Source organism: Shewanella amazonensis SB2B (genome assembly GCF_000015245.1).
GTDB classification, from domain to species: domain Bacteria; phylum Pseudomonadota; class Gammaproteobacteria; order Enterobacterales; family Shewanellaceae; genus Shewanella; species Shewanella amazonensis.
The window spans coordinates 86698-100275 of sequence record NC_008700.1; the positions used below are offsets into that span (position 1 = coordinate 86698).

Genomic DNA, 13578 nt, shown 5'->3' on the forward strand with positions numbered 1-13578 from the left:
TTTGTTTGAGGCTTGCCCACACCACTCAGATCAGGGCTTATTACCTGTGGATGCAGGCAACAGATACTTGAGTCCATGGGTAAAGCCGCGCGGTGCCACGCTCAGGTGATCTTCGTCGTTCAGCACATCCAACCTTAGCTGCAGCGACGGGTACCGGCGAGACATGAGCGTTTTCTCGAAATAGCGCGCATCCGTGACCATGTTGTAACGGGTGGCATATCGTGTATCGCCGGGCTTCATATCTTCATATTCCCCGACATACAGATACACCTTCGCGGATAAATCCTTGTTGGCTTTGGCGTAGCGCTGTTCGAAAGACCACATGACTTTGTTGTCATACCAAAATGACGGACTGCCAAGCACATACCCGGCAAACATCCTGGGATCAGTCAACAGCGCCTGTGCCCCCAAGAGTCCGCCGTAGGAGTGGCCGAGGAACAGCCGTTGTGCCTCATCGGTGCGGTATTTATCCGCTACGAAGGGAATTGCAACGTGCTTGAGGTACTCAAGATAGGTTTGTCCCTCTCCATGGACGCCCTTTGTGGCATCCGCCCCCGGGCCGTTGGGTGTGGGGGTGTAGTCGCGTCGGCGGCTTGGTACGCCATGGTCACCGACCGAATAAGACAGTCCTACCAAAATAAAGTCTTCAATGGCCGGACCGTGACCATTCAGACGCCTTGCTATCTGTTTCACCAAGGGAAAAGCATAATCCGCATCGGTGACGTAGAGCACTGGATAGCGCCGTGAAGGCTCCTTTTCATAGGATGCCGGCAGCGCCACAAATACCTGATAGTGTCGTCCGCTGCCGGGGTCCGGTACATCCCAAACCTGGGTATCCACTATTTCATAGAGCAGTCCATTGCCACGTTGCCCGCCAAGCTGGGAGGCAACATGCCTATCGACAGTTGTGTGTAGCTCATGCGAGTCAGCTGTGGCATCTGAGGCCGTTGTAGCATTTGCAAACTGAGCGCAGCAGGCGAGTAAGAGAGCACATATCCTTGTCATGCAAATCATCCTTTTATGGTGGGAGGTCGGCGTGGCGCTGTGTGGAATGTAATGCAGGCGTTTTTCAAGTTTCAACCATCCGCCTGTTGGAGGTGATGAGGTTATAAATGATTGAAATGGTTGTGGTGACAGTACCAACTAAGTTGAAGTTAATAGGGGAGCGCAAGATTAAAACGTGCCTTGGCTCCCGAAACAATTCCGGGCCCTTATTGATGAATTAGCCTGCCACCTTTCACCACATCCACCAGTGGATTTACGCCATAGGAGTATGCCAGCTCCGCCGGGGTGGAGATACGCCACAGGCAGAAGTCGGCCTCCATACCTTCACGTAACACGCCCACGCGCTGGTCACGGCCAAGGGCGCGGGCGGCGTTACGGGTTACGCCGGCAAGGGCCTCTTCCGGCGTCAGACGGAACAGGGTGCAGCCCATGTTCAGCATCAGCAGGGTCGAGCAGATAGGTGATGAACCGGGGTTAAAATCGCTGGCAAGCACCATGGGCACCTGATACTGACGCAAAAGGTCGATGGGAGGCAGCTTGGTTTCCCGCAGGAAGTAGAAGGCGCCCGGCAACAGCACGGCGCAGGTGCCGCTTTGGGCAATGGCCTTTACGCCGGCTTCGTCGAGGTATTCGATATGGTCAACCGACTTGGCGCCAAGACGCGCGGCCAGTTCACTGCCTCCGAGGTTGCTGAGCTGCTCGGCGTGCAGCTTGATATCCAGCCCCAAAGTTTTGGCGGCGCTCAGAACCCGCTCGGTTTGCTCTAGGTTAAAGGCGATGTTTTCGCAGAATACGTCGGCGGCATCGGCAAGGTTCTCGGCCACCACGGCGGGCAGCATTTCGTTGACCACCAGATCCACATAGGCATCGGTTCCGGCTTCGCCCAGGGTTTTGAACTCAGGGGGCACGGCATGGGCACCGAGGAAGGTGGTGACTACATCCACGTGGTGGTGCTGGCCAAGCTCGCGGGCAACCCGCAGTAGCTTAAGCTCGGTATCCAAATCCAGGCCGTAGCCTGATTTGATTTCCACCGTGGTAACCCCTTCCTTTGCCAACGCATTCAGGCGGCGACGGGCGAGGTCAAACAGCTCGGCTTCGTCGGCGTCGCGGCAGGCTTTTACTGTGCTGACAATGCCGCCGCCGGCGCGGGCGATTTCTTCGTAGCTTGCGCCCTGCAGACGCAGCTCAAATTCGTTGGCGCGATTACCGGCAAATACCAGGTGAGTGTGGGCATCAATCAGGCCGGGGGTCAGCCAGCCGCCATGGCCGCGGTGTACAGGGGTGGCCAGCACATCGAATTCGGGCAGGTCGCTGCGCTTGCCAAGCCAGGCTATTTTGCCGTCTTTTACCGCCAGCGCCGCATCGGTAATGGCGCCATAAGCCTCGTTCATGGATGGGTCCATGGTGGCAATATTGATATCAATCCAAACCTGATCCCAAGACATGCTGACTCCTGCTGTGGCTGTTATGTAGGCTTTTTGTGTACCGTCGTTATAAAAATAGGTCGCGGCAACTGACTAATCTATTGTTTCTATTGTTACGGCTTGATCTTCTGCCAATCAGCCAGTATCTACTTGTATATACAAGTTTGGATTATAGCCGACACTCAGGCGGGAAAGACAGCCGCAAACCGTTACCGGCGGAAATTAAGGGACCCAAATGGCCACAGCCAAGTTTGCCGAAATCAAAGAATACATACGGCGCCACATTGAAGCGGGCGAATGGGAAGAAAATACCCGGGTGCCCTCGGAGAACCAGCTCGCCGAGCAGTTTGGCTGCAGCCGTATGACCGCCCGCCGCGCGCTGACTGAATTGGTTGAGGCAGGGGTGTTGGAGCGCTCTCAGGGGCTAGGTACCTTTGTGGCGTCACTCAAGTCCCAGTCAAGCATGTTGTCTATTCGCAATATCGCTGATGAAATCAAGGGGCGCGGTCATGGCCACAGTGTGCAGGTGGTGGAATTGGCCGCTATCAATGCCATCCCCCCGATCGCTATTGCCCTTGGGCTGGAGGAGGGCACTGAAGTGTTTTACTCATTGCTGGTGCATTGCGAACAGGGAATACCCCTGCAACTGGAGGAGCGTTTTGTTAATCCCAGTCTGGCGCCCGGGTATCTTAGGCAGGATTTCAGCCAACTGACACCCCATGAGTATCTGTCGCACGTCGCCCCGCTGACGGAGGCGCGTCATACCATAGAGGCGATTATGCCTAAAGAGCAGATCCGGAACAGCCTGAATATACCCGAAGGCGAACCCTGCCTGCAGATCATCCGTCGTACCTGGTCCCGTCAGGGGGTAGTGAGTTTTGCCCGCTTGGTTCATCCCGGCAGTCGTTTTCGTCTTGGTGGCCACCTTACCTTTAAATAGAAGCTTTTTTGGCAATACTCTGGCATAGCAAAAGAGTCTCAGTGTGCGGTTTTGCGAAAAACACCGTTTCAGTCGAAGGTTGAACAAGCTTAAATCTTTTTGTATTTCATATTGTTAATTTGGCTATTTTTCCTCTGTCGATGAATGGTCTTTTGCCAAGATCCCGGATTGTGGATAGCATAGGGGTTCATTGGTTTTTGTTTGCTGGATAACGCTTTGCCAAGACTGCCGCGCCTGTCACTGGCCTTAATGGCACCTCTGTGTCTGATACTGCTCTACCTGAGTCTGGTAGGGGCAGAGTTTTACTATGAAAAATCTCTCAAGCAGGAGCAGGTGGCAGAAGCCCAGTTGGCGCAGGTCAGACAGCAAATGTTCCGCTTGCAGCACATCGTCTCAGAGGCCATGGCGTTACAGGATACCGACCGTATCGCTCAGGAGGTGTCACTGGCAGCGACTGACCTGGAGTTGATGGTGCTGGTACTGGTGGACCCGGGCAGCAACATTCGTTATGCCAACCATCTGGTGTGGCAGGGCAGTCGCGCCAGTCAGGTCATCGACGGTTATGAAACGGCGCGTCATCAGCAGACGGTGGCCGCCAAAAAGCCATGGGTACAGGTTAACTCCGACCGCCTATCGATTCAGGCTTACTACCCTGTTAACCACAGTGGTGTTCCCCGCTATAGCGAAATCAACCTAATCTATCTGGAATACGACCTCTCGGGTGCCTACAGCCGTGCCATAAGCGAATTGCAGCAACGCTTTTTGCAGATATGGGGTGGCGGCGCCTTACTGATCCTGATGTTTTTAACCGTGTTTCATTATGTGGGCGTCAGACCGCTTCGCAGTTTGCTGCGTTTGGCCCGCCTGAAGCAGGCGGAGCCTTTGGCGCAGACTGTGCCCATGGCCTCCAGCGAAGTCGCCAAATTGCAGCAGTACATGTACCAGACTGAACTCAAGCTCAAGCGCACCCTCAAGCAGCTGCGAGACTCGGAGCAGCGCTGGTTGTTTGCGGTGGAAGGTTCGCAAACCGGTATTTGGGATTGGCAGATAAGCAGTGGCGAACTGTTTTTGTCTGACCGCTGGAAAGAAATGCTGGGTTATGGCCCCACTGAGCTGAAAAACGAGTACAGCTCTTGGGAAGGCCGCTTGCACCCGGATGATAAAGCACGGGTGCTGGAGCGACTGCAAAGCTATCTCAAGGGCGAAGCCGATGTTTACGAGAGCCGCCATCGCCTGAAACACAGGCAGGGGCACTATATTTGGGTGCTCGATCGCGGCATGGTGGTGGAATGGCAAGAGGATGGTCGACCGGCACGGGTGATAGGCAGCCAGCGTGATGTATCGGAAGATATGCGTAATCAGCAGGCCATCGCCCATCAGGCCAACCACGACTCCCTGACCAACCTGGCCAACCGCCGGGCAGTGATGGACGCCCTGTTTGAGTTTCAGCAAGCGGGTCCCGGCAGCATGTTACGCTTGGGCGCCCTGCTACTGATTGATTTGGACAACTTTAAACTCGTCAACGATGCTCTGGGTCATCACCATGGCGACCGCCTGCTGATTCAGGCCGCAGCCAGACTGTCGGGCTTTTTCAGCGGTAATGCCCTTGTGGCACGGTTGGGCGGCGATGAGTTCGCGATTATGGTTCTCGACCTGGCGACCGACACTGAGCAGGCAGCTCATCAGGCGATGCAGCTGGGAGCCGAGCTGAAACAGCAGATTGCCCGCAGTTTTCAGCTCTCGGATCAGCAAATCAATGTCACCGCCTCCGTGGGCGTGTGCCTGTTTGATAATCATCATCCGGTTGAGCCGGCGCAGCTGCTTAAGCATGCAGATATGGCCATGTACGCGGCCAAAGACGGTGGCCGCAACGGTTGTGCCCTTTACAGTGACGAACTGGAAGATAAGGCAACAGAAAACCTGTGGCTGCAAAACGAGTTGCGGCATGCCATCGAGCGTGAACAATTGTCTTTGGTGTTTCAGCCCATCTTTAATCACGATGGTGAGCTGGTATGCTGTGAAGCCCTGTGCCGCTGGCATCATCCTGAACGCGGTCCTATTTCACCGGCACAATTTATTCCGGTGGCCGAAGATTCGGGTCTTATCATCGGCATTGGCCAATGGGTATTGCTGGAAGTATGTCGCACGCTAAAGGCCATGTCAGAAAAGGGCACCCCCATGCCGGCGGTGGCCGTGAACATCAGTGCGAGGCACTTCAACCAGATTGATTTTGTCGAACGCCTGCTGGCCCTGCTCAAAGCGCATCAGGTGTCGCCAGCACAGATTGAACTTGAGCTGACTGAATACGCGCTGTTGTCCAACCTCAATGCCATCAGCGAGCGGATGCAGCGACTGCGCAGCGCCGGGTTTTCCATCGCCATCGATGACTTTGGTACCGGCTATTCGTCACTGAGTTATCTGCAGAGTCTGCCGCTCTCCAGGCTGAAGCTGGACGCCGCCTTTGTCGGCCGTATCGGTACCGAAGCGGGTAATGCCATAGTGCGGGCCATTGTGGACATGGCCCACAGCCTCATGTTGAAGGTGGTGGCAGAAGGGGTAGAGACCGAGGCTCAGCAGGCCTATCTCTCAAGCCTGGAGTGTGACTTCTTCCAGGGGTATTTGCTTGGCAAACCTATGCCAGCCTCAGAGTTGGTTGCACGGCGTATCGCCCCCAGCGCCCAAAGCGCCAGTCGCCGTAGCTGACGCACCAAATCAAGGTTTGGCAAGACGCGGCCTGAAGATATCAGGCCTGCATATCAGCGCTGCTTGGCATGGCTGGCAAAAAAGCCCAGCATCGCCTCTATCGCCTTGGTGCGTGGGCCGTCGCATTCCATCAAAATCTCATGGCGGGCGTCGTTAATCTGCAAGCATTCGCACAGTCCACCCATGGCCCTGTTCTGGGCTTTGTTGTCAACTATGGTGTCTTCACTCGCCTGCAACACCAGCAAAGGGATTTTGCTCTCCCGCGCCGCCAATACCGCTTCGTCACAGGCATCCAATGCTTCCAGCAGCCAGCGGTTGGTGGGCGAGCCCAGTTGCAATTGCGGGTTTTGCTCATAGAGCTCGCGGTAGGCCTGATAACGGGCCTCGCTTTTGGTGAGGTCGTTTTTGGCAAAGGGGGCCGGATGATAGTCCTTGCCCCCGAGAATGTAGTTGGGTAGCCCTTTAGCGCTGGCATCCAGCTTTTGCGCCAGCCAGCGCACAAACACCTTGTTCATGGGCAGGCAGATGCCGTACATGGGGGCCGAGAAACAGGCGGCACTGAAGAGGCCCGAATGCGCCTGCAAATACAGGGTGCCTATGGCGCCGCCCATGGAGTGGCCAGCCAGAAACAGCGGCGCTTTGGCTCGGGGGCGCACAACCTGGTCTATAAAATGATTGAAGTCAGTGACATAGTCACTGAAGTGCGCCACATGGCCCATATGGCGGTTGGGCGTAAGACGGCTCGATAGACCCTGACCGCGATGGTCCAGTGCGTAGACACTGTAGCCAGCGTCATAAAAATCCTGGTACAGCTCCAGATACTTGAGAAAGGCCTCAACCCGGCCATTGGAAAAAACAATGCTGCCCTTAGGACTGGGGTGTTCCAGTGCCAGCCAGGCGATGTCGACGCCGGGGCTGGTGGCGAGGCTGCCCAGCTCACAGCGCTGATACAGCGCCTTAAGGGCAGGTGGAATTGTCAAAGATGTATTCAAAGCTGGTGTATGCATGCGATCTGATAAAAATGCCGGGGCCAGCGGCCCCGGACTGGGTTCAGGCCGCTTTGGCGGCGGCGATAAAGTCGTTGATTTGCTGCTCCAGCACCGACAGGGGCACGCTGCCATGGGCCAGCACGGCATCGTGGAAAGCGCGGATGTCGAATTTTTCACCCAACTCGGCTTCGGCCTTGGCCCGCAGACGCTTGATGGTGAGCTCGCCAATCTTGTACGACACCGCCTGGCCCGGCCAGGAGATGTAACGGTCGATTTCGGTATTCACGTTGTGCAGCGACAGCGCCGTGTTACCCGCCATAAAGTCGATGGCCTGCTGACGGCTCCATCCCTTGGCGTGCATCCCTGTGTCCACCACCAAACGGGCGGCGCGCCACATTTCATAGGTCAGGCGGCCAAAGTTGCTGTAGGGGTCAGTGTAGAATCCGCCTTCCAGTCCAAGGTATTCGCTGTACAGACCCCAACCTTCGCCGAAGGCTGAGATATAGCTGTAGCGGCGGAAGTTGGGCAGCTGGTCCAGTTCCTGATTGAGGGCAATTTGCAGGTGATGCCCAGGAACGGCCTCGTGCAGGGTCAGGGCTTCCATTTCATACAGTGGACGCTTGTCCAGCGCATAGGTGTTGACCCAGTAGTAACCGGCTTTGTCCGGTGCGGAGGAACCGGAATAGCGCCCCGTGGTGTACTTGGGGGCGATTTCGGCCGGTACCGGCTCTATGCCATAGGGCTGACGTGGCAGCTTGCCAAAGAACTTCGGCAGCATGGCGTCGGCCTTCTTGGCGATATAGGCGGCTTCTTTCAGCAGTTGCTCCGGCGTGGTTGCATAGAAGCGCGGATCGGTGCGCAGGAAGTGCAGGAACTCATCGAAGCTGCCCTTAAAGCCGGTGCTCTTGATGACGGCTTCCATTTCGGCGCGGATGCGGGCGACTTCTTTCAGACCAAGCTGATGTACTTCGTCTGAGGTCATGTCGAGGGTCGTGTAATAACGCACCCGGTTCTCGTAGAAGTCCTGGCCGTTTGGCATGTCGTAGGCGGCAATGGTTTCTCGGGCGTTTGGCATGTACTCGCCGGTCATAAAGTCATAGAAGGCCTGATACTGGGGCAGTACTTTCTCCGCCACGGCCTTGCGACCAGCTTGAGTCAGCTCTGCTTTTTCGGCGGCGCTGAAATGGGCCGGAAATTCCTTAAAGGGGGCGAAATAGGTGCTGTCTTCCACTGGCACCATAAAAGCGCTGATGCTGTCTTCAAAGCCCTTGAGGGTGACCTTGGGTGGGGTGATACCACTCGTCAACCCCTGACGCAGCCAGAACGTTTGCTGGGCAAAGTACTGAGGCAGGGCATTCAGCTTGGCGAGGTAATTGTCGTAGTCTTCGCGGGTCTTGAAGCTGCCCTTGGCCATGGAGGCAATGTAGGCGTGGAAGCCGCCTTCGGAGGAAATGGGCATGTAGTGGTCTTTAAACTGATACATGTCGACATCGTTCTGAATTTGCCCCTGAAGAATATCGGCATTGATGCGGTCTTCCTTGGACAGCTTGCTGCGATCCAGCGCCTTCAGCGAGGCCAGAAGGCTTTGGCGTTTCAGCTGAGTCTCGGCCAGACGTTCTGGTGACAGGTCAGCCAGCTTACCCGCCGCAGACTTATCGCCCTGGTCGTAGGCCAGTGAGGGGCTGATTTCCAAATCCAGCTGCCAGGCTTTATCGATAATGCTTTGCAGGTTTTTATCAAGAATGACCGGAGCGGCTTTGACCTCTGCAGCTTTGGGCTCTTCGGCAGCGGGGCGCTGCTGCGCACGATTGGCATCGTAAGAATACCTGTAGGCATCGCTGGCGGTGGTGTTGACGTTGCAACCGGCGAGGGTGCCGGCAAGAGCCAGAGCGAGCAGTGACGGTTTGAAGAGCTTGTGCATGCCGTTGTCCTTTTGATTTTGTGTTATCCAACGAGGGATTATGCCTGACTGTTGCCGCCTTGCCAGCCCGAAGCCTTAACTTTAGCCACTAAGTTTGTCAGAAATTGTTGATTTTGAGAGCAGATTGAACATTACTCAGATTTAAGCCTGCAATTGCGTGTTAAACTTCATCGCAGCCCAAGACCAGGAATAAAAACACAATTGGCGGGGCTTTCAAACAGGGGTTAACTATGATTGATAACAAGATTCCACTGGTGGACCTCCACCGGCATCTTGACGGCAATGTCAGGGTGCAAACCATTTGGGAGCTGGGTCATCAGCACGGTATCGCCTTACCGGCGGACTCGCTGGAGACGTTGGCGCCTTTCGTTCAAATTCAGGGTAAGGAAACCAGCCTGGTCGCGTTTTTGAAAAAGCTCGACTGGATGGTGGCCGTGCTCGCAGATCTGGATGCAGTGCAGCGGGTGGCCCGTGAAAACGTGGCCGATGCAGCGCTGTCAGGCCTCGATTATGCCGAGCTGCGTTTCAGCCCTTACTACATGGCGATGAACCACAAGCTGCCGATTGAAGGTGTGGTGGAGGCCGTGATTGACGGTGTGAATCAGGGATTGAAAGCGCATCCCCAGGTGAAGATTAACCTGATTGGCATCATGTCCCGCTCTTTTGGCGTGGATGCCTGCACCGCTGAGCTGAATGGCCTTTTGGCCCACCGCGACAAGCTGGTGGCCATCGACCTGGCCGGTGACGAACTGGGTTTCCCCGGCAGCCTGTTTAACGATCACTTCAAGCGGGTGCGTGACTCGGGGCTGAATATTACAGTACACGCAGGTGAAGCCGCTGGCGCCGAGAGCATGTGGCAGGCGATTCAGGAACTGGGTGCCACCCGTATCGGTCATGGCGTGAAGGCGGTACAGGATCCCAAGCTGATGGAGTATCTCGCCAAGCACCGCATTGGAATCGAGTCATGCCCCACTTCTAATCTGCAAACCTCCACCGTGAAGTCGCTGGCTGAGCATCCGCTGCGCACCTTCGTGGATGCCGGTGTGTTGGTGTGTCTGAATACCGACGACCCGGGCGTGAGCAATATCGACATCAAGCACGAGTACAGACTTGCCCATAACGAGATGGGTTTCAGTGCTGCCGAGCTTGCCAAACTGCAGGCCAATGGTGTGGAGATGGCATTTATCTCTGATTCAGACCGAAAAGCGCTTTACGCCGCCAAAGCCTGACTCAGCGAACATTGTAGATAAAAAAACCGGCCCAGTGGCCGGTTTTTTTGTTGGCTGAATCGGACTGGAACGCCCTTTTCCAAGCCTTAAATTACCCGTGAGAACTGCTGCTGACGGGCCTTCTCGCGGAAGTACACGTCAAAGCACATACAGATATTACGGATAAGCAGACGGCCGGTATCAGACACATGAATACGACGGTTCTCAATGGTCACCAGCTTGTCGTCGATAAAGGTCTGCAGCAGTTTCAAATCCTGAGCGAAGTAGTCTTCGAAGGTGAAGCCAAACTTCTCATCGATAACAGCCATATCCAGGTCGAAATGACAGATCAGCTGCTTGATGACCACCCGGCGGATTTCGTCGTCGTGGTTCAGTTTGCAACCCTTCCACAGCGCATGGCCATGGTCGTCTATGGCTTCGTAGTATGGGCGGATATCTTTCTGGTTTTGGGCGTAGCAATCGCCAATCTGGCTGATGGACGATACACCCAGACCCAGCAGGTCACATTCTTCCTGGGTAGTATAGCCTTGGAAGTTGCGGTGCAGCTTGCCTTCGCGTTGCAGGCGCGCCAGCTCGTCATCGGGCTTGGCGAAGTGATCCATGCCGATGTACTGATATCCGGCGTCCACCAGGGTCTCGATGGTCTGGTGCAGGATTTCCAGCTTCTGCTGCGGTGATGGCAGATCTTCGTCCTTGATCTTGCGCTGGGCGGCAAAGCGCGCAGGCAGGTGGGCGTAGTTGAACACCGACAGACGGTCAGGCGACAGGTCCAGAATGCGCTGGATGGTTTCAGCGAAGGTTTCCGGTGTCTGATGGGGCAGGCCGTAAATCAAATCCACGTTGGTGGACTCAAAGCCCATGGCCTTGGCCTTGCCAATCAGGTCGAAAATAAACTGCTCGTCCTGTGGACGGTTTACCGCTTCCTGAACCTGCTTGTTGAAGTCCTGCACCCCAATAGAAATACGGTTGAAACCGGCTTCCTTGAGGGTGTCGAGCATGGTCAGCTCAATTTCGCGCGGGTCAACTTCAATGGAGAATTCACCTTCATCGGCGAAGTTGAAGTTGTCCTTTAAAAGCTTGGTCAGCCGCAGAATTTGCTCAGGGCTCAGGAAAGTAGGGGTACCACCGCCCCAGTGCATCTGAGTAACCGTGTAGCCCTTGAACAGTGGGGCACGGTTTAAGATTTCACTCGCCAGATACTCAATGTACTGATCGGCCTTATGGGCGTGGCGGGTGATGACCTTGTTGCAGCCGCAGTAATAACAAAGCTTGGCACAGAAGGGGATGTGAATATAAAGTGACAACTTATCGCTCTTGCTGTGCTCAATGGCACTCAGCAAATCCTGCTCTGTAAAGCCGTCGTTGAACTCCAGCGCCGTCGGATAAGAGGTATAACGGGGACCGCTGTAGTTGTATTTCTCGATCATCGACTGATCCCAGCTGATTTGAGTTGGCTGCTTCAAGTCGTGTCCTCCGGTAATTTAGCAATGGGCGAAGTATGAAGGCTTTAAGATCAAATAACCTTGATCCAGGTTGTAAATTTCGTCACAGGAGAAGGAATATCCATGAAAAAGACGCTCTTGTCTGTCACTTTATGGGCTTTATGTGTGAATGCTCACGCGCTGACCCTCATCCATGCGGGAAGTATCATCGATGGTGAGGCTGCCAAACCGGTGCGGGAGGCAACACTGGTACTGGACGGAAATCGCATTCAGGGCATCGAAAAAGGCTACCGAGCCCCGGCAGAAGGCGACACAGTGATAGATTGGCGCGATGGCACCCTGATGCCGGGCTTTATCGATATGCATACCCACCTGACGTTTCAGGGCAGTAAAGACTCTTACCTTGAGCCCTATACTCTGAATCCTGCCGATGTTGCCCTGCGTGGTGTGATGTATGGCAAACGCACCCTGAATGCCGGTTTTACCACGGTGCGCGATCTGGGGGATGCCGGGCTCGGCTCTATTGCCCTTCGAAATGCAATCAACAAAGGCTGGGTACAGGGCCCCCGGATATTTACCGCCGGTACCAGCATTGGCACCACGGGCGGACATGCCGACAAGACAAACGGTCGCAACCAGGAGCTGGTGGGCGACCCCGGGCCAAAGGAAGGGGTAATCAACGGTCCTGCCGATGCCTACAAGGCGGTGCGCCAGCGCTATAAAGACGGATCCGACCTGATAAAGATTACCGCGACTGGTGGTGTGCTCTCCGTGGCCAAGAGCGGCGAAAATCCGCAATTTACTGATGAAGAGCTTAAGGCCATAGTGGCTGCAGCCAAGGATTACGGCTTTAAAGTGGCAGTGCATGCCCATGGCAAAGAGGGTATGAAAAGGGCAATTCTGGCCGGGGTGAACACCATAGAGCACGGCACCTACATGGATGAGGAATTGTTCCCCCTGATGAAAAAACACAATGTGGCGCTGGTGCCCACCCTGCTGGCGGGAGAGTTTGTGGCCGACAAAGCAAAAATTGACGGCTATTTCCCGGAAGTTGTCAGGCCCAAGGCGGCGGCAATCGGCCCCAAGATCCAGGGGACCTTTGCCAAGGCATACAAGGCCGGAGTGACCATCGCCTTCGGTACAGATGCCGGCGTGTATGAGCATGGACGTAACGGACGCGAGTTTACCCTGATGGTGGATGCCGGTATGCCACCCATGGCCGCCATCCAGTCGGCCACCTCCGTTGCCGCCAGAGTGCTTGGTCAGTCAGACCTGGGTACATTAAAAGCGGGCATGTTAGCCGATGTGACCGGAGTAAAAGGAAATCCACTGGAGAATATCGCCTTGTTGGAGGCCGTAGACCTGGTGATTAAAGACGGTACGCGGGTGAAGTAATCAGCAAGCAAAAAGGGCGCAAAGGCGCCCTTTTTGTTTGTGGAATCAGCCGAGTCTCAGTGACTGTTCGCCAGTTTGAAGTCCTTTAAACGCTTGGCATCTTCGAGAATATCCTCGGTCAGTTCGGCCTCAGACTTCATACGTTCAAAGTCCAGCTTCATGCGTTCTGGCTTGGGCAGGGCTTTACGCTGCTCCATAATCGGATGGTGGCGGATGCGCTCGAAATGGCGAAAGAGCGCTGGGTAGTCGCCACTGACGCGTTCAGACAGTGACAGCACTTCAAACAGTTTGGCAATACGCACAACGCCTTCAGAAATTTCGCATCTGTCTTCCAGCATCGCCAGAGCGATATAGCGGATGTCAGTGAATATTTCTTCACGGCGTTTATCGGCAGCAGCCTTTCGTTCTGCAATGGCCGCTTCTCGGGCCTGAGTTTGCTTTTTAAGCTTCCACAGCAGGCTTGCCGCATAGGCGGCGAGGACCAGTACAATCAGCGTACCCAAAACGATAAGCAAGGTTGGCATGGTCGC

General features: G+C 55.2%; 10 protein-coding genes. 4 read left to right on the top strand and 6 right to left on the bottom strand.

Going from position 1 to position 13578, the window contains the following annotated elements; all coding sequences use genetic code 11:
* Positions 1–30 precede the first annotated feature (30 nt).
* Positions 31–840 carry an alpha/beta hydrolase gene (locus tag SAMA_RS00400; RefSeq protein ID WP_198134290.1) on the bottom strand — a complete coding sequence of 270 codons (810 nt, stop codon included), beginning with the start codon at positions 838–840 and terminating at the stop codon, positions 31–33.
* 371 nt (positions 841–1211) lie between these two features.
* Complete coding sequence (gene hutI / locus SAMA_RS00405) at positions 1212–2450, bottom strand: imidazolonepropionase (RefSeq protein WP_011758203.1); 1239 nt, start codon at positions 2448–2450, stop codon at positions 1212–1214.
* Between the two features lie 214 nt (positions 2451–2664).
* Here hutI and hutC point away from each other — a divergent pair, with 214 nt between their 5' ends.
* Both hutC and SAMA_RS00415 read left to right on the top strand, forming a co-directional pair.
* Positions 2665–3369, top strand: coding sequence for a histidine utilization repressor (gene hutC, locus SAMA_RS00410; RefSeq protein WP_011758204.1), 705 nt, complete (start codon positions 2665–2667; stop codon positions 3367–3369).
* A 216-nt stretch (positions 3370–3585) separates the two neighbouring features.
* Positions 3586–6072, top strand: coding sequence for a putative bifunctional diguanylate cyclase/phosphodiesterase (locus tag SAMA_RS00415; RefSeq protein WP_232280505.1), 2487 nt, complete (start codon positions 3586–3588; stop codon positions 6070–6072).
* Positions 6073–6125: 53 nt separating this feature from the next.
* On the opposite strand, the gene SAMA_RS00420 is transcribed toward SAMA_RS00415, so the two are convergent.
* Together SAMA_RS00420 and SAMA_RS00425 are read right to left on the bottom strand one after the other, a co-directional pair.
* Positions 6126–7079: an alpha/beta fold hydrolase gene (locus tag SAMA_RS00420; RefSeq protein WP_011758206.1), complete on the bottom strand. Its 954-nt coding sequence runs from the start codon at positions 7077–7079 to the stop codon at positions 6126–6128.
* Between the two features lie 43 nt (positions 7080–7122).
* Positions 7123–8982: a DUF885 domain-containing protein gene (locus tag SAMA_RS00425; protein ID WP_011758207.1), complete on the bottom strand. Its 1860-nt coding sequence runs from the start codon at positions 8980–8982 to the stop codon at positions 7123–7125.
* A gap of 230 nt (positions 8983–9212) precedes the next feature.
* Here SAMA_RS00425 and add point away from each other — a divergent pair, with 230 nt between their 5' ends.
* Positions 9213–10211 (top strand): adenosine deaminase, encoded by a 999-nt coding sequence (add, locus tag SAMA_RS00430; RefSeq protein ID WP_011758208.1) that lies wholly within the window; start codon positions 9213–9215, stop codon positions 10209–10211.
* Positions 10212–10297: 86 nt separating this feature from the next.
* Here the strand turns inward: add and hemN are convergent, their stop codons facing one another.
* Positions 10298–11674: an oxygen-independent coproporphyrinogen III oxidase gene (gene hemN, locus SAMA_RS00435; RefSeq protein ID WP_083766385.1), complete on the bottom strand. Its 1377-nt coding sequence runs from the start codon at positions 11672–11674 to the stop codon at positions 10298–10300.
* Between the two features lie 102 nt (positions 11675–11776).
* Between hemN and SAMA_RS00440 the strand changes: the two genes are divergently transcribed.
* Positions 11777–13048 (top strand): metal-dependent hydrolase family protein, encoded by a 1272-nt coding sequence (locus SAMA_RS00440; RefSeq protein ID WP_011758210.1) that lies wholly within the window; start codon positions 11777–11779, stop codon positions 13046–13048.
* 56 nt (positions 13049–13104) lie between these two features.
* Here the strand turns inward: SAMA_RS00440 and SAMA_RS00445 are convergent, their stop codons facing one another.
* On the bottom strand, positions 13105–13572 hold the full coding sequence (locus tag SAMA_RS00445; RefSeq protein ID WP_011758211.1) for a DUF2489 domain-containing protein: 468 nt from the start codon (positions 13570–13572) through the stop codon (positions 13105–13107).
* Positions 13573–13578: the final 6 nt, after the last annotated feature.